Annotated in this window: 15 protein-coding genes; 6 read left to right on the top strand and 9 right to left on the bottom strand. The window is 60.6% G+C overall.

The window, feature by feature from the left end:
- The first annotated feature begins 67 nt into the window (after positions 1-67).
- Entirely contained in the window at positions 68-1,564 is a 1,497-nt protein-coding gene (locus tag ACBG85_RS23325; RefSeq protein ID WP_003940566.1) for an MFS transporter, read from the top strand.
- A 49-nt stretch (positions 1,565-1,613) separates the two neighbouring features.
- On the opposite strand, the gene ACBG85_RS23320 is transcribed toward ACBG85_RS23325, so the two are convergent.
- The gene (locus ACBG85_RS23320; protein WP_372025064.1) at positions 1,614-2,321 is read right to left on the bottom strand and encodes a TetR/AcrR family transcriptional regulator; all 708 of its coding nucleotides are present in this window, start codon (positions 2,319-2,321) and stop codon (positions 1,614-1,616) included.
- Positions 2,322-2,462: 141 nt separating this feature from the next.
- On the opposite strand from ACBG85_RS23320, the gene ACBG85_RS23315 reads away from it, so the two are divergent.
- Both ACBG85_RS23315 and ACBG85_RS23310 read left to right on the top strand, forming a co-directional pair.
- Complete coding sequence (locus ACBG85_RS23315) at positions 2,463-2,900, top strand: GtrA family protein (protein WP_020908979.1); 438 nt, start codon at positions 2,463-2,465, stop codon at positions 2,898-2,900.
- A gap of 50 nt (positions 2,901-2,950) precedes the next feature.
- Complete coding sequence (locus tag ACBG85_RS23310; RefSeq protein ID WP_042452705.1) at positions 2,951-3,721, top strand: ABC transporter permease; 771 nt, start codon at positions 2,951-2,953, stop codon at positions 3,719-3,721.
- Between the two features lie 523 nt (positions 3,722-4,244).
- On the opposite strand, the gene ACBG85_RS23305 is transcribed toward ACBG85_RS23310, so the two are convergent.
- Entirely contained in the window at positions 4,245-5,726 is a 1,482-nt protein-coding gene (locus ACBG85_RS23305) for an NAD(P)/FAD-dependent oxidoreductase (RefSeq protein ID WP_221741866.1), read from the bottom strand.
- 76 nt (positions 5,727-5,802) lie between these two features.
- Positions 5,803-6,261: a DUF5990 family protein gene (locus ACBG85_RS23300; RefSeq protein WP_042452701.1), complete on the bottom strand. Its 459-nt coding sequence runs from the start codon at positions 6,259-6,261 to the stop codon at positions 5,803-5,805.
- A 38-nt stretch (positions 6,262-6,299) separates the two neighbouring features.
- On the opposite strand from ACBG85_RS23300, the gene ACBG85_RS23295 reads away from it, so the two are divergent.
- On the top strand, positions 6,300-7,454 hold the full coding sequence (locus ACBG85_RS23295) for a lipase family protein (protein WP_042922323.1): 1,155 nt from the start codon (positions 6,300-6,302) through the stop codon (positions 7,452-7,454).
- Between the two features lie 33 nt (positions 7,455-7,487).
- On the opposite strand, the gene ACBG85_RS23290 is transcribed toward ACBG85_RS23295, so the two are convergent.
- The 4 genes from ACBG85_RS23290 to ACBG85_RS23275 form a co-directional block, all read right to left on the bottom strand.
- On the bottom strand, positions 7,488-7,820 hold the full coding sequence (locus ACBG85_RS23290; RefSeq protein ID WP_007731480.1) for a CD225/dispanin family protein: 333 nt from the start codon (positions 7,818-7,820) through the stop codon (positions 7,488-7,490).
- A 178-nt stretch (positions 7,821-7,998) separates the two neighbouring features.
- Positions 7,999-8,565 (bottom strand): FMN reductase, encoded by a 567-nt coding sequence (gene msuE / locus ACBG85_RS23285; RefSeq protein ID WP_054781094.1) that lies wholly within the window; start codon positions 8,563-8,565, stop codon positions 7,999-8,001.
- An 8-nt stretch (positions 8,566-8,573) separates the two neighbouring features.
- A complete protein-coding gene (locus ACBG85_RS23280) occupies positions 8,574-9,632 on the bottom strand; it encodes an LLM class flavin-dependent oxidoreductase (protein ID WP_054781093.1) in 1,059 nt (352 codons plus the stop codon).
- 11 nt (positions 9,633-9,643) lie between these two features.
- A complete protein-coding gene (locus ACBG85_RS23275; protein WP_007731489.1) occupies positions 9,644-10,147 on the bottom strand; it encodes a MarR family winged helix-turn-helix transcriptional regulator in 504 nt (167 codons plus the stop codon).
- Between the two features lie 158 nt (positions 10,148-10,305).
- Here ACBG85_RS23275 and ACBG85_RS23270 point away from each other — a divergent pair, with 158 nt between their 5' ends.
- Complete coding sequence (locus ACBG85_RS23270; RefSeq protein WP_064687668.1) at positions 10,306-11,610, top strand: HNH endonuclease signature motif containing protein; 1,305 nt, start codon at positions 10,306-10,308, stop codon at positions 11,608-11,610.
- A gap of 95 nt (positions 11,611-11,705) precedes the next feature.
- Here the strand turns inward: ACBG85_RS23270 and ACBG85_RS23265 are convergent, their stop codons facing one another.
- Complete coding sequence (locus ACBG85_RS23265; RefSeq protein WP_030535217.1) at positions 11,706-12,668, bottom strand: sensor domain-containing diguanylate cyclase; 963 nt, start codon at positions 12,666-12,668, stop codon at positions 11,706-11,708.
- Between the two features lie 174 nt (positions 12,669-12,842).
- On the opposite strand from ACBG85_RS23265, the gene ACBG85_RS23260 reads away from it, so the two are divergent.
- Positions 12,843-14,111 (top strand): VWA domain-containing protein, encoded by a 1,269-nt coding sequence (locus ACBG85_RS23260; protein WP_064113501.1) that lies wholly within the window; start codon positions 12,843-12,845, stop codon positions 14,109-14,111.
- Position 14,112: 1 nt separating this feature from the next.
- Here the strand turns inward: ACBG85_RS23260 and ACBG85_RS23255 are convergent, their stop codons facing one another.
- Positions 14,113-15,204 carry an alpha/beta fold hydrolase gene (locus ACBG85_RS23255; RefSeq protein ID WP_064687667.1) on the bottom strand — a complete coding sequence of 364 codons (1,092 nt, stop codon included), beginning with the start codon at positions 15,202-15,204 and terminating at the stop codon, positions 14,113-14,115.
- Between the last annotated feature and the right edge of the window lie 53 nt (positions 15,205-15,257).

Genomic DNA, 15,257 nt, shown 5'->3' with positions numbered 1-15,257 from the left:
TCTCCGTTTTGGTGTAGCGTTTTTGCTAACCGGAGAAGCCATCTCCGCATAGGTTGGGCGAGGGACTATGTCAGACATTGCTGAACGGACTGAATTCGAGCAGTCCTCAGCGCCTTCAGGGGACAACCACGCAAAGCGGTGGCTGGTTCTCGCGGTTCTGGGAATTGCGCAGCTGATGGTGGTCTTGGATGCCACCATCGTCAACATCGCGCTGCCTGCTGCGCAGCGCTCACTGGAGTTCGGTGATTCGGACCGCCAGTGGATCATCACGGCATACGCATTGGCGTTCGGCAGTTTGCTGCTACTCGGCGGTCGATTGAGCGACTTGTTCGGGCGCAGGCGAACTTTCATCGTCGGCCTGATCGGCTTCGCAGTCGCTTCCGCCATCGGTGGCGCAGCCGTCAACTTCGAAATGCTTGTTGCCGCTCGTGCCGGCCAAGGCGTATTCGGTGCGCTCCTTGCCCCGGCAGCCCTGTCGCTGCTGTCCGTGACATTCACGGATCCAGGTGAGCGTGCCAAGGCGTTCGGTATCTTCGGTGCCGTTGCCGGCGGTGGTGGCGCCATCGGACTGCTGCTCGGCGGCGCACTCACCGAGTGGGTCGACTGGCGCTGGTGCCTCTTCGTGAATCTCTTCTTCGCGGCGATCGCCCTGGTCGGTGCAGTCCTGTTGCTCGCGCCGCACACCAGTGACTCGCGACCCAAACTCGACATCCCCGGAACGATCCTGGTGTCGATCAGCTTGTTCAGCATCGTCTTCGGATTCTCGAAGGCCGAGTCGGACGGGTGGAGTGCAACTCCCACTATCTCGTGGCTCGTTGCCGGCGTCGTGTTCATGGCGGCGTTCATCTACTGGCAGACCAAGTCCGAGCACCCACTTCTTCCGCTGCGGGTGGTCCTCGACCGAATCCGGGCTGGCTCGTACCTGGCGATCTTCCTTTCCGGCGCAGGCATGTTCGCAGTCTTCCTGTTCCTGACGTACTACATGCAGCTGATCCTCGGGTACAGCCCGATCATGACCGGCCTCGCATTCATGCCGATGGTGTTCGGAATCGTGACAGCGGCAACGCTTTCGACAGCGGTTTTGCTGCCGCGCGTCGGTCCGCGAGTGCTGATCGTGAGCGGAATGGTCATCGCGGCGATCGGAATGACGCTGCTGGCCCAGATTTCCGTGGACAGCACCTATGCAGTACACATTCTGCCGGGGCTCGTCGTCACCGGACTCGGCATGGGCAGCATTTTCGCCCCGTCGATGCAGGGAGCAACTTCAGGCGTGCATCACGAAGATGCCGGCGTCGCATCTGCCACGGTCAACACGATGCAGCAGGTGGGCGGCTCGATCGGAACTGCACTGCTCAGCACGATTGCCGCCTCGGCTTCTACCAACTACCTGGTGGGCCGCGAGATGAATCCGCTGACTCAGGCGCAGGCCGCCGTCGAGAGTTACACCACGACGTTCTATTGGGCCGCAGGCATATTCGCGGTCGGTGCGGTCTTGACCGGACTGGTTCTTCGGAGTGGACTGCTTCCGGATTCGCCGGAAGGTGAACCGGTAATCGCCCACTGACAGCAAATTTCGGGGTCGACGCCGCAATGGCGTCGACCCCGAAATCGACTCAGCAGTTCTTCCCGGGCGTTGCCTGAAACCGATGAAGGACGTGATCGAGTTGCTCGGAGGACAGCGCCGGCACGGGCAGTTCCCGATGGTCGGTGCGGGACGCGCAGAGTCCGTCGATCATGAACCCGAGTGCGCGGCGGTAAGCCTGAGGGGCCTCGTCGCCACCGAACTTCTGGGCCATCTTGACGACCTGCATGAGAAGCGGAATGTCGTTGACTTCGAAGTCGCTGCGCAGGGTGCCCTGTTTCTTGGCTCGATTGACAAGTACCGCAGTGTGTCGAGCGATCCCGGCGCGCGCGCGAGCGAAGGTGTCGGACGTGAAGCGTCCGTCCATCAGGAGATCGCCGAATCCGCGGTTGTCTGCCATGCGCAGAGAGATCACGTCGAGAAAGTAGACAAGACCTTCCCAGGCGTCGGGCATCTCTCGGGCGGTGGCGGCGATCGTTTCGATCTCGGAACACCGCGTGTCGAACAGTGCCTGGATCAGTTCGTCCTTGCTGGCGAACCGGCGATAGACGGTGCCGACGCCGACGCCGGCGTGCTTCGCGACGTCCGCCAGCGTGGCGTCGAGTCCTTGGGCAGCGAACACCTCGCGAGCGGAGTTGAGGATGCGCTCGAGGTTGGCCTTGGCGTCGGACCGAAGGCGCGGCTGTGAGCAGTCGGCCGAGGTCCCCGCATGAGAAGCGTCGGGGTGTGTTGTCGGCATCCTCACAGTCTACGGCACTAAGCGGAATGATCGATTCCGTTAGTGCTATATTGCTAAGCGGAACGTGTGGTTCCGATTGTCCGTATGAGAGAAGCCGATATGAGCACGTCTGACATCTGGGTCGGGAGCAATCCGATCTCGATGGTGGGTACGCGGAGTGCAGGTTTCGCGGCAACGAGGCTTCGCGCCCTTGCCGGCGACGGCGCCTTTGCTCAGCTCGTTCGTTTTGCCCTCGTCGGCGGAGCCAGCAACATCTTGTACTTTGCCGCTTTTCTGGCGCTGCGCGGTGACGGAGCGCTGGTCGCCAACGCAGTTGGTGCGGTCTTGAGCACCATTCTGGCCAATGAGCTGCATCGCCGGCTCACCTTCCACGCCGCGGATCGCGTCAACTGGTTCACCGCGCAGTGGGAAGGCGGTGGACTCGCACTGGTCGGGTTGATCGCCAGTTCTGCCGCCATCAGTGCGCTCGGCTTCCTTCTCCCAGGCGCCGACGGGCTTCTTCAAGCCGGGCTTGTGATCGCCGTGAGCGGAATTGTCGGTGGCCTGCGATTCGTCGCCCTTCGCGGTTGGGTGTTCTGAGCGGTTCTCGAATTCGGATCGGACTCGGCTCGTAGGGAACACTGAGACCCATGAGCCTTTCGATAGCCGACTCCGGCATCCGTCTGGCTGTGCTCTGCATCGTCATGGCACTTGTCGCCACGCTCGTCTACCGATTCACCTATCTCGGTAGCGTTCGGGTGGTCCCCGGTGCCCTCGCTCGTGGCGCTCTTCAGCTGGCTGCGATTTCGTTGATCCTTGCCGCCGCCTTGGCCCACATCTGGTCGGCGCTCCTCGTGCTCGTCGGCATGTTCGTTGCAGCGTCTTTCACCGCGGCACGACGCTCGAACGCGGGGACGTCCGGAGTTTGGCTGACCATCGCGTTGGCGTCGGGAATCGGTGTGGTTCTGCCACTGATGCTGCTGTCCGGAGTGGTTCCGCTGCAAGGCGTCGCTCTGGTGCCGATCGGCGGCATTGTTCTGGGTGGCGCGATGACTGCAACATCGATGGCAGCCAAACGCGGACTCGACGCCGTCGACGACCGGTACGGGGAAGTGGAAGCAGCACTGAGCCTTGGATTTTCCCAACGAGATGCGCGGTGGGAGGTAGCCCGCACCGCTGCCTCCGATGCTCTGCTGCCTGGAGTCGACCAGACGCGCACCGTCGGCCTCGTGACATTGCCCGGAGCCTTTGTCGGTGTGTTGCTCGCGACGGGATCGGCCGTTCAGGCCGGTGCTGTGCAAATTCTTGTATTGGCAGGGTTGTTGTTGGCACAAACTTGCTCGGTGGCCGTGGCGTTGGAACTCGTCGCCCGCGGTTTCGTCTTTCGAGGTCAAGCTGTCAGGCCTGCGCGAGTTCGTTGATCTTGTCGCTGCGAAGGACGCGGCCGGGAAGATCGGGGGTGTTTGCCGCGAGGGTGATCATTGCCCTGCCGATGTTTTCACTGGTGGTCACGCTGCTGGGCCACACCCTGCGTAAGAGTGGGTGGAGAGGCACGGAGATTTGATACGACCGTGTCGATTCGTGAATCGTCCATGTATTCGACCAGCACTCTGTTGCCGACCATCACAACGGAACGGACTGGAGATCATCCGGCCGGAATGGCCAACTGAACGCTTGACCTGCAATTATGAGTCCATTTTGATCCGACTCGCGACTAAAGTCCCTACAAACCGGCTGGACGGTCGGCTGAAAATAGTTTTATGGACGAAGGAGTTGATGAAATACACGTTCTCGGATCGGAGTCCGCCGGTCGAATGGTAGAGGCGTCGGCGATCATCGTTCTCGGTGCGCTCTGTGCAGTAGTCGCAGGTTCGGGTGTGTTCTTTGTCGCCGGATCGATTGGTGGCTTCGCCCGATTGCTCTACCTGGTTGTTCGTGGTCCGCTCAACTCTTGCTCGGTACCGGTGTCGACTGTCGAGCTGGCGCCTTCGAGAACGTCATGTGGTCGTTGATGCTCCCGAACGTCGAGTGAAGACGATCAAGGATGTAGTTCTGACGCATGTTCCACGGTGACTTCGATCCCTGCTTCGGGAACTGTTCCACAGCACGCATGACGTACCCCGACGCCAGGTCCAGGATCGGCCGCTGGTCCATCTCTTCGCTCGCGTGCGGCACGCACTTCGAATAGCCGCGCTTGTCCATCTCCGTCAGCAGTCGGCAGACGTACATCGACGTGAGATCTGCTCGCAGAGTCCACGAGGCGTTGGTGTAGCCGACGCACATCGCGAAGTTCGGTACGTCGCTGATCATCATGCCCTTGTAGACGTAACGATCACCGAGGGTGACGGGTTCGCCGTCCACTTCGATCGACATCCCGCCGCACGCTTCCATCTTCAATCCTGTTGCAGTGACGATGATGTCAGCTTCGAGTTCGCGACCTGACGCGAGACGAATTCCGGTCTCGGTGAAAGTGTCGATGCGATCGGTCTCGATCGAGGCCTTGCCGGATCGGAGGGCTTTGAACAAATCGCCGTCCGGTACGACGCACAAGCGTTGATCCCAGGGATCGTAGGTGGGTGTGAAGTGAGGATCGAGTGGGATCTCTTCCGGGAGTTGGCGACTGATCGCGAGGTTCAGCAACCGCTTTGCGCGCGCAGGACTGCGCCGGCACAGTTGGTAGAAACTCAGGTTGACTACGATGCTCTTCCATCGAGCGATGCTGTGCGCGAGTTGATTCGGCAATACTGCGCGGATGGTGTCCGATACCTTGTCGCTGGACGGCAGAGCCAGAATGTATGTCGGTGATCGCTGGAGCATGGTGACATGGCTCGCGTCGCGCGACATCGTGGGGACCAAAGTGACTGCGGTGGCGCCGCTTCCGATCACAACGATCTTCTTGTCGGAGTAATCGAGATCCTCGGGCCAGAACTGCGGGTGCACTACGTCGCCGCTGAATGATTCACGTCCAGGGAAGTCGGGGGTGTATCCGCCTTCGTAGCTGTAGTAACCACTGCACAGATAGAGGAAGTTGCAGGTCAGGGTTTCATCTTCGTCACCGGTCGTGACCGTGACCGTCCACGTCGAGTCAGCTGACGACCATGATGCGGCCGTCACCTTCCGGTTGTACCGAATCTTCTTGTCGATCCCGTTCTCTCGCGCGGTGTCGCGCACGTACCGGAGGATCGAATCACCGTCGGCGATTGCTTTGGCATCTGTCCACGGCCGAAACGGGTAGCCGAGCGTGAACATGTCGGAATCCGACCGGATGCCAGGGTATTTGAAGAGGTCCCAGGTTCCGCCACTGTTCGCGCGGGCCTCGAGGATTGCGTACGACTTGCCGGGAAGCTCGGTCTGGAGTCGATACGCAGCACCGATGCCGGACAAGCCGGCGCCGACGATCAGGACATCGAGGTGTTCGGTGCTCATCAGTTCGGACTCCGTATCGATCGTGTGGGGCCACCGGGCAGGCTAAGTGTTCGATCTCCACACTACTGAACGATGCTCAGTAAGGCGAGGATGACCATGTGATCGTCGGCGGTCGGATAGCCGCACACAGTGGTTTACCTGCGGCGTCGGTGAGGCCGAGGTCTCCGTGGAGCATGCCGGAAGCGTCGGCCTCCTCGGCGATGTGCTCGGGGATCGCGTCGAGCATCAGCTTTGCGCGCCGAAACATCTCGAACGTCTGGTCATCGGATACCGTCACCCAGGACAGGTAGATGAAGCGTCCGCGAGGTGGACCCTGGATGTATGGACCGAGTAAGTCCCAGGCACCGGACTTTCGCTCCAGACTCGCTGTCAGTTCCCATCGCACTGTCTCGGTATCTCCCGGTACGAGGTCGAGGATTTCGTGTGGCTTGCCTCGGCGCTGAACGCCGACGTGGATGTTGCTGCGCTCTTCGAAGGTTGCGGTTTCGGAACACTCACGTCCGGGCAGGCTGTGACCGGTGATGATGATCTGCATATCGACATCATGCTCTGCATAGGTCGGGAGGGGTTGGCGTGGTGAGTCGTTCGGGTAGAACCTCTGTTGCGGCCGTGGTGGCGAGCATTCTGTTGTCGGGTCTCGGGTGGGGGTCAGGTGTTGCTGTGGCGACGGCGGACGAACCGGAAGTCGCGGGCGCGCTGGAGTCCTATGGCGAACTCTCCGCCGCAGTGTTTCCGGTCGGCGCCGGTGAGACGCAGCGGGTCGTTTATCGAACTCTGCGTACCGCTGACAGATGGGGAGAGTCGTCAGGGTCCGTGTTTCTGCCGGAAGGCGCCCCACCGGCGGGCGGTTGGCCCGTCATCTCCTATGCCCACGGAACTTTGGGCAGTGCGGATCAGTGTGCACCCTCGTCGACCGGATTCGGTCCGGGCGAGATCGAACCGATCGAACGCTGGTTGGAGCAGGGGTACGCGGTGGTCGCTACCGACTACTCGGGAGTTGGTACCGACGGGGTGCTGGCCTATCTCGACGGACATGCCGCCGGGGCGAATGCCGTCGACATCGTGCGGGCCGCGCACGAGTTGTACGGCAATGTGCTGAGTCCGCGGTGGATGGTCGCGGGTTTGTCCGAAGGTGGTCATGCGGCGTACTTCGCGGGACACGATGCCACCACTCGTGCACCGGAATTGGATTTCCGTGGCTCGGTTGTCGTCGCAGGCCCCACACACATGGAAGGGCTGTTTCCGTTGGGCGGCCCGCTGTTTCCCGACATCGGTATCACCGGGCTGGTGGGATATGCGCTGTACGTCCTGGCTGGGATCGACGATCAACGACCCGAAGAGAACATTCGCGAGGTTCTCTCGCCGCAGGGGATCGAGTGGATGGAAAAGGCTCGGACACTGTGCGCCGGAGATCTCGGCCGACACATTCGAGCCGAACGAATCCAGTTGAGCTCGTTGTTTTCTCGGTCGGTATGGACGCCGCGCATGTACGACCTGTTCCGCGAGATGATGCAGGTGCCGGTCGACGGCTACGACCGTCCACTGCGCGTGGTGCAGAGCGTGTCGGACACAACGGTTCCTGTCGCCCTTACCTGGGCGCAACTGGTCGACATGCGTTCGCGGGGAACGCAGTTCGAGTATCAAGAACTCGCCGGAATCAGCCACGGTCAAACGACGGTCGCTTCGATGGACCAGACCATGGAGTTCGTCGATCGATTGATGAGGTGATGTCCTGGTGGTGTGGTTGTCCAGGGTGGCTGTTCAGCGCATACGCCGCGGCCCGTAATCGTGGCCACCGTTGGCGAACCACACGATTGCCGCAATCGCGTACAGGATGCAGACCAGGAGTAGTAGGCCGCCTGCGATCCACAGCGAGATCTGACCGAGCCGTTTCACTCGATCGGACGCATACCGCGACCCGGCCACATCGCCGTCAGCCCACAGCGGATACACGTTGAAGGCGTGCGTGAAAGCGGAGAAGGAAAGCGGCCAGAAGAACAGCAGCGAGACCACTGCCCAGCCCGCATTGACGGGTGGTCGAATCGGGTGCTGAGGAACGGATTGCTGGACAGTGGGTTGATCCGGGGTGGTCATGGGGCTCCTGACATGAGGTGGCCCTTTCGACGCTACTGCGATGGAGCTGAAGAATCACTGAAAAACGGTGTTCGGTGATGCGATGTGGATCAGCGGCGTAAGTGTGCTGGATCAGCCGCATTGCCAGTCGTGACCGCTGGTGGTGGTTCCGGGTCATTGTTGTGCAGACGAGGGGCGTTCACGTCAGCGCAACTCGATGCCGCTCCGCGAGCATCCTCGCTACCGGCAGGACGTCCTTTGCTGCCATCTCGATACGTTCGAATACCTCGGGATTGAGGATGGTCGTTCCGTCGAAATCACCTGAGCTGAGATAGATTCCGACCGGAGCGGTCAGCGCTTGGAAGAAAGCGAACAGTGGCCGCAGGGCATGATCCAACACGAGAGCATGGCGGTCGCTACCACCTGTAGCGGCAAGAATCACCGGAGTGTTGGCAAGCGCGTACTGGTCGACGAGATCGAAAAAATGCTTGAACATTCCCGCGTACGAGCCGCGGAACACCGGTGACGCCGCGATGACGATATCGGCGGACTCGACTGCTGCCAGCGCTTCGGCGGTCACTGAGTCGACGTGATCGCGATCCAGAGCAGATGCAAGACCTGGAATCAGATCCACGATCTCGAAAACTCGTGTGTCGATCTGCTCGAAGTCTCCCAAGGTTTCGACGATCAGGTCGACGAGGGCACGAGTCTTGGAGGGTTTTTGAAGGTTGCCGACAACGGCAACAATTTTGAGCGGTGTGCTCATCGAAACTCCTATTTTTGGGACGACTTCAGTGATTCGATTTCCTTACGCACAACGGGGGCTACTTCGGTGCCGAGGATCTCGATCGCACGCAGCATGTCCTTCTGTGGCACGTTGCCGAACCCCATCTGGATCATGATGCGGTCATGATGGAACAGTTCGTACTGCGCCATCGTCTTGTCGATGATTTCCTGCGGGCCGCCGAGGAAGAACGCACCCGCGGTGGTTGCCTGCGCCTCGTATGCCCTGCGCGGCATGGGAACTCCGTTTCCCCGCTGATGATGATTCTGCATCCACCCGGCCTGGAAGTACGGGTACGACGTGTCGAGTGCTGTTTGCTTCGAGGTATCGACAAATCCTGGCGAAGCAATCGAGACAGCGAGCTTCTTCGGATCGTGTCCGAACTCCGCTGCAGCCCTGCGGTACAGATCGACGAACGGTTCGAACTGTTGGTAGCTTCCACCGATGATGGCCAGTGAGAGGGGCAGGCCCAGTTTCGCGGCACGGACGACAGAGGCCGGAGTACCTCCGACTGCGATCCACACCGGAATCTGACGGTCCGGGCGGGGCGTCACGTCACCGTCGATCAGTGGTGGGCGAAGTTGTCCTTCCCAGTTGATCGGGTTCTCGTCGCGCAGTTTCAGTAGTAGATCGAGCTTTTCGGCGAAGAGTTCGTTGTACTGGGACAGGTCGTACCCGAAAAGCGGAAATGACTCCGTGTACGAACCTCGGCCGGCAATGATCTCGGCACGGCCTTCGGAAAGCAAGTCAACTGTCGCGAACTGTTGGAACACACGGACGGGATCGTCGGAACTGAGTACAGTTACGGCGCTGGACAGCTTGATATTGTCGGTAGCCTGAGCCATTGCCGCGAGCACAACTGCAGGGGCTGAGACTGCGAAGTCGGTGCGATGGTGCTCGCCGACGCCGAAGACATCGAGTCCAACCTGATCGGCAACGGTTGCCTGCTCCACCAAATGGCGAAGGTGGACACCGGGATTCATCATCGCGCCGGTAGTGGGATCTGGGGTGAGTTCACCGAAATGGTAGACGCCCAATTCGAAAGCCATGTTGTTTCTCGCTATCTGTTCGTGGGGGTGATGGAAAGTTGTTCTACGTGCGCATCGCATGCGCCGCCTTGATTCGTGTGATGTGTGGCAAGTCGGGAGAAGAAGCGTTCGAGTACCGGAAGCTCCTCGGTTTCAATGAGATCGGAGAAGTATTCGGCGATCCCTCGCGTGTGTATGGCGGACGCTTTTCGAAGCGTCTTCTTGCCTGCAGGCGTCATCGATACCGTCACGACGCGTCGATCGTTGTCCGGTCTAACGCGCTCCACTAATCCCGCCTCGACCAATCGATCGACGACGCGCGTCACGCCACTGGTGGTGACCAGGACCAGTTCGGCCAGATCGCCCATTCGGATCGTGTTTCCCGGAGCTTCGTGCAGTCGGAGCAGAACGTCGTACTGGCCAAGGGTGAGTCCGGTGGTGGTTCGAAGGTCCGCCTCCATCTTGCCGAGGATGACGCTGTGGGAGACGACGAGGTCGCGCCACACACGACCACGTACGTGTTCATCAGTTGTCATCGGTGACGCCCTCCATTTATTTGCGACCGCAAGTATTGCTTACTCGAATAATACGCGTGTGACGGTCGAACTATTCCCTGCTCTTATTTGCGCTGGTAGCGAGGTATTGACTCGAACGCATGTTCGAGTATGATTTGGGGAGGGGATCGGGGGATTCAATGAGTGTCTTGTTGTCGGACGTGGTGTCGGGTTCTGCGGTGGGGTTACGCGGACGCCTGTGGCAGTTGTCGGCTGCTGAGTTACGTGCGGCTGCGGTGTCGGCGAGCGCGGAGATTCTTCGTCTCGAGGCTGTGCGGGTGGCAGTGGTCGACGAACTCTCGATGCGCCCGGATGATCAGGTGATCGCCAGCCGCGGGGTCGGTTCGTGGTTGGCGGCCAACACGATGCTGCAGGTTCGGGACGGGAAGAAGATCGCCGCCCTGGGTGCAGCTTTGCGGCCGTTTCCGGCGGTGGCGGCAGGCTTCGATGATGGGGATTGCTCGTTCGATCATGCCGTGTTGATCGTGGCGTTCTGCGAATCACCGCCGAAAGGCATGCCGGAGGAAGCACTACCGAAGTGCATCGATCTGTTGTTGGCTGCTGCGTCGGGGGTGGAAGCGACGACCACGAAGGTGCGGAACGTGATCGCGACCTTGGAGCGAGTGTTCGAATCCGATGAGATTCCGCCCGCCGAGGATACCGACCTCAACGAGCTCCGGATCGCGTCGACATTGAACGGTCGAGTGGTGGTGCGCGGCGATTTCGACGCCCTCACCGGCGAGATGTTGCTGTCGGCGTTGTCGAATCTGACGATGCCCACCCCGGCACCCGATGGAACCCCGGATTCTCGGTCGGCGGCGAAACGGACCGCGGACGGGTTCACCGAACTGATCCGGCGGTATCTGGACTGCGCCAAGACCGGCACCGACGGTGGTCAACGCCCGCACGTGAACGTGCACATCAATGCTCGGGATCTGGCGGAGCACCGTGACTGCGCCGCAGCACCCTCCACTGCTGATGACGGAATGGCTGTGTCGGATCTTGATGTCGGGCACATGCCCTGGCTCGGACCGCTGTCGGTGTCGCAGACCCGACTTCTCGGGTGTGATTGTTTCCTCTCGACCGTTCTGCTCGACGATCACGGCGCACCGCTCGATGCGAAACCAGGAAAGAGGTTGGTCAACGCCGAACAGCGAGTGGCGTTGATCGCCCGAGACAGAGGCTGCGCCTTCCCCGGCTGCACATGCGTGCCCGCGTGGACGGATGCGCACCATATCCGGCACTGGGCCAACGGTGGCCCGACGGTGATGAACAACCTGGTCCTGCTGTGCCGTTCACATCACCGACTGATGCACCGAAAATCCGGGTTCGTCGGGAAATGGGAAATCCGGATCGGTGTCGACAACAAGCCCTGGTTCATCCCGCCGCCCTCGATCGACCCCGGACAGCAACCCAGGCCGGCGAACGCCACCTTCAAAACCTGAGAGGTCAAACCTCTTTGGCGACAACAGAACACGGACCGAGCACCGCATCGAAGGGATCCTCCGATGCGGTGCCAACCGGCCGTGGAGGAGTCGAATCAGTGCTTCGAGCGCTTGTGGCGGTACATCTCCGCATCGGCCGTATCCCAAGTCTCGGAAAGGCTTTGGGTCATGGAAAAGTCGGCTCGACCGATCGAACAACAGACGTCGGCATTCCGGAACGCCTTCTCCAAACACTCGAGCAGGTAGTCGACGGCGCGCGGCTGTGTATCGGGCAGAGCGATTCCGAACTCGTCTCCGCCCAACCGTGAAACCACCGCACCAGGGTGCGCGCACGCTGCCAAGATCTTGCCGGCCCTTTGAACGTATTCGTCGCCCGCGGCGTGGCCGAGTTCGTCGTTGATGGTCTTCATGCCGTCCAGATCGACGATGATGATAGCTCCCGGATCGGCGAATTGGCGGTACCGAGTTTGCTCGGCCTCGAGGATGCGATTCCACCCGCGCCGATTGAGAAGACCTGTCAACGGGTCGGTCTCGGCATCGAGTTGCGCAGTTTCGGCCAGTCGGACTGACTGCGCGCGCTGATAGTCGACATCGAGAATGGTTCCGAGAAGTCGGCACAGGAGATTGAGGAGGGCTAGGTTGTCCTCGAGTGCGGAGTCGCCCGCACTCGGGTCGGCGCCACACAGAGTGCCGAAGAGACTGCCGTCGTTGTGGAGGATTGGGATGCTGACGTATGCGCCAATGCCTTCCCACCTGCCATCGCGGGACAGTGCGCGCACGAGCGCGCGATTCGATGAGACTGGCGGCGCATTTCCGAGTACCACCTCGCTGCACATGGTGTTTGGCCAAGCCCGGGTCTCGCCGACTTCGATGTGAAGTGGGTTGGGTGAGACGGTGAGAAAGATTTGATTGGACCCGTCGAACCGCGTGATCGACCACAGTGCCAGCGGAAGATATTCGTCGAGGTAGGACACGACCGAGCGACTTGCGTCGTCGAAATTCGTCAGAGGTGGCAAGAGTGGCAACATCGGGATGGTGCGCGCCTGGCCGTGCGGCATTTTTGACCTCCTGATCGACCCTAGGATTCTGTCGATGTTCAGGCTCTTGGTCCCGCGTGCGACAAATCTTCCACGAACAGTCTGCCTCGAGAATCCTCGCGATTGCTGAAAGTGTGCTGTGATTCTTCCGACCGCGGGGCCGTGGATTCTTTGGTGGCCAGCTAATCTTCTGGTATGGAGCTGGCGCGTGGAGCGAACACAGTCGTTGAGGGAACTTCGCTGAAGGTGGCGGTGAACGGTAGCGCCCCGGGCACGGTAGACCTGATGGTGTTCCAGCTCGACGAACGGAACAAAGTACGGGACGACGCAGATTTTGTCTTCTTCAATCAGCCGGTCTCACCCGAAGGCGCGGTGCGCTTGGAGTCCGGCGGCGTCATCGAAATCGACATTGCGAGGTTGCCCGCTGACATCCATCAGCTGAGTGTTGCCGTGGCACTTGATGCGGCGGCAAACGGAACCCTGTCTGCTGTCGGGGGCCTTGGTGTCGTGGTGGAGCAGGTTGGTTCCACCGCCATCGTGGCTCAGGCTTTGGGGTTGACGAGTGAGAGGGCAGCGGTTCTCGTCGAGATCTATCGCCGCGGCGCGGGCTGGAAGCTGCGAAACGTGTCAGCTGGCTGGGACAGCGGATTGGCGGACCTGGTAACAGCATTCGGAGTGTCGGTCGACGAGGAACCGCAGGCTCGACCCGCCGGCTCTGCTGAAACGACAGACGGCATTCGGACCGTGCCCGACGAAGCCAAACTCTCCATGGTGAAGCGGGAGAAGCTGGACCTCCGAAAGCGCGAAGTGGCCAAGGTCCTGCTGACGAAGGGTGGCAACGGAATTCGGGCACGGGTGGTCCTGGTGATCGACAAAACCGGAAGTATGGCCAAGCAGTACCGCACCAGAGTGGTGCATCGTGTTGTCGAACGCATGATTCCCGTTGCGATCCAACTCGATGACGACGGCAAGCTGGAGCCGTACTTGTATGCAGTCAGCTTCGTCAAACTCCCCGAGATCTCTGTCCATGACGCGGAAGAGTGGTCGGATACCTACCTGCACTTGCGCGGCTCGCACGGCGGATTCAACTACGACAAGATCGGCGCCGCAAATCGTGAAGTGCCGATCATGACTGAGATTCTTTCCGGCCTGACACGTGGTTCCGCGCCGACGCTCGTCCTGTTCTTCACCGACGGTGGCTTCAGCGAGCGCAAGGAAATCACGAAATTGATGCGCGAAGCGTCTGGGCTCCCGGCCTTTTGGCAGTTCGTCGGAATCGGCAAGGCCAACTACGGAGTGCTGGAGAAGCTCGACGACCTCGACGGCAGGGTGGTCGACAATGCCGGATTCTTCGCGCTGGACGACATCGACACCGTCGACGACGCCCAGTTGTACACCCGTTTGCTGAGTGAATTCCCGGATTGGCACAAGGCAGCTGTAGCCGCGGGCATCACAACGCCGTGATTTAGCTAATCGAAACCAACTGCGGTGCATTCTCTTTCAAGAATTCGTCGATGTGCGCCCAGGTGGAGTCTCTCGCGGTGGGGCCGGCAACGAGCCCGAGGTGACTTCCCGGCGCCTTCTCGAACCGGACCGACGGCGCTCCGGTGAGGACCGACGTGATTGCTTCCACCGAAGCGATGGGTGCAATCACGTCAGTGGTGCCGCCGATCGCGAGAACGGGAACGCTCAGAGCTGACAGTTTGATCTCGCGTCCGGCAAGCGTGACGGCGTCGTTGTAGAGATTGTTGCCGAGCATGAGTTGTTCGCAGATCTGCTGAAAAGCCTTGCCAGGGTATCCAGGCATGGCTGCCATGAACTTGTCTATCGATTCCATGCGAGCCAGTGTCTCGGTGTTGTGGAGGTTGCGCATGATGAACCATGGCTTGAGAACTTCGCGCTGCAACGCCGTCACCTTGTAACTCGCCTGAACGAGTGGAGCAGGTAGTCCGCCGACAAGATTGGTCGCGGACGTGAGTGGGGTGTCGCCCGTGTATTTGCCGATCAGCCTCAAGGGGCTGATAGCGGGAATCTTCGTGTAATCGATTGGCGTTCCGATTGCCGTGATCGATGCGATCGGCAGGTCGGAGTGAGCGGAGCCCGTGAGCAGAGACATGGTCCCGCCGAGGCTCCACCCGATCAGCGAAACCGGTGCGCCGTCATGTAGGTCCGAGATCGTACGGATCGCTTCCGGGATGATGTCGTCGACCCAGGCCTCGAAACCCATCCCGCGGTCGGAGTACCGCATGGTCCCGTAGTCGAGGAGGTAGGGCGTGTTCGCCCCATCCAGTAGGTGCGCGGCGAGGCTTTGGCCCGCACGAAGGTCGTAACAGTCGGCTGAAACCGCGAGGGGCGGTACGAGGAGAACCGGATTACCTCTTGGCCTCCACAATGCGCCGAAGCGATACAGATCGCGGTGTGGACCTTCGCTGATCAGTACGGACGGGGTGCGTTCGGTCTTCTCGACACCGTCGCCGAACGAGAGTCCCCATGCATTGCGTGCTGCGGTGTCCAGCGTCGGACGCCATGTCGCGATCAAACCACTGATATCGAGCACTGGTTCCCCTCGGAGTCGAATCGGCGGACGGCCGAGTCAGCCGCGCTCGGTGT

It is taken from the genome of Rhodococcus sp. NyZ502, from assembly GCF_041464245.1.
Classification (GTDB): Bacteria; Actinomycetota; Actinomycetes; order Mycobacteriales; family Mycobacteriaceae; genus Rhodococcus_F; species Rhodococcus_F qingshengii.
The sequence above is the reverse complement of the archived record's forward strand: the minus strand, read 5'-3'. Positions and strand labels throughout refer to the sequence as shown.

Coding starts and splice junctions, on each gene's coding strand:
- ACBG85_RS23290 (WP_007731480.1), bottom strand. CDS start 7,820: ATGACCACCCCGGATCAACCCACTGTCCAGCAATCCGTTCCTCAGCAC.
- ACBG85_RS23275 (WP_007731489.1), bottom strand. CDS start 10,147: ATGACAACTGATGAACACGTACGTGGTCGTGTGTGGCGCGACCTCGTC.
- ACBG85_RS23310 (WP_042452705.1), top strand. CDS start 2,951: ATGAGCCTTTCGATAGCCGACTCCGGCATCCGTCTGGCTGTGCTCTGC.
- ACBG85_RS23260 (WP_064113501.1), top strand. CDS start 12,843: ATGGAGCTGGCGCGTGGAGCGAACACAGTCGTTGAGGGAACTTCGCTG.
- ACBG85_RS23265 (WP_030535217.1), bottom strand. CDS start 12,668: ATGCCGCACGGCCAGGCGCGCACCATCCCGATGTTGCCACTCTTGCCA.
- ACBG85_RS23325 (WP_003940566.1), top strand. CDS start 68: ATGTCAGACATTGCTGAACGGACTGAATTCGAGCAGTCCTCAGCGCCT.
- ACBG85_RS23280 (WP_054781093.1), bottom strand. CDS start 9,632: ATGGCTTTCGAATTGGGCGTCTACCATTTCGGTGAACTCACCCCAGAT.
- ACBG85_RS23300 (WP_042452701.1), bottom strand. CDS start 6,261: ATGCAGATCATCATCACCGGTCACAGCCTGCCCGGACGTGAGTGTTCC.
- ACBG85_RS23270 (WP_064687668.1), top strand. CDS start 10,306: ATGAGTGTCTTGTTGTCGGACGTGGTGTCGGGTTCTGCGGTGGGGTTA.
- ACBG85_RS23320 (WP_372025064.1), bottom strand. CDS start 2,321: ATGCCGACAACACACCCCGACGCTTCTCATGCGGGGACCTCGGCCGAC.
- ACBG85_RS23315 (WP_020908979.1), top strand. CDS start 2,463: ATGGTGGGTACGCGGAGTGCAGGTTTCGCGGCAACGAGGCTTCGCGCC.
- ACBG85_RS23305 (WP_221741866.1), bottom strand. CDS start 5,726: ATGAGCACCGAACACCTCGATGTCCTGATCGTCGGCGCCGGCTTGTCC.
- msuE (WP_054781094.1), bottom strand. CDS start 8,565: ATGAGCACACCGCTCAAAATTGTTGCCGTTGTCGGCAACCTTCAAAAA.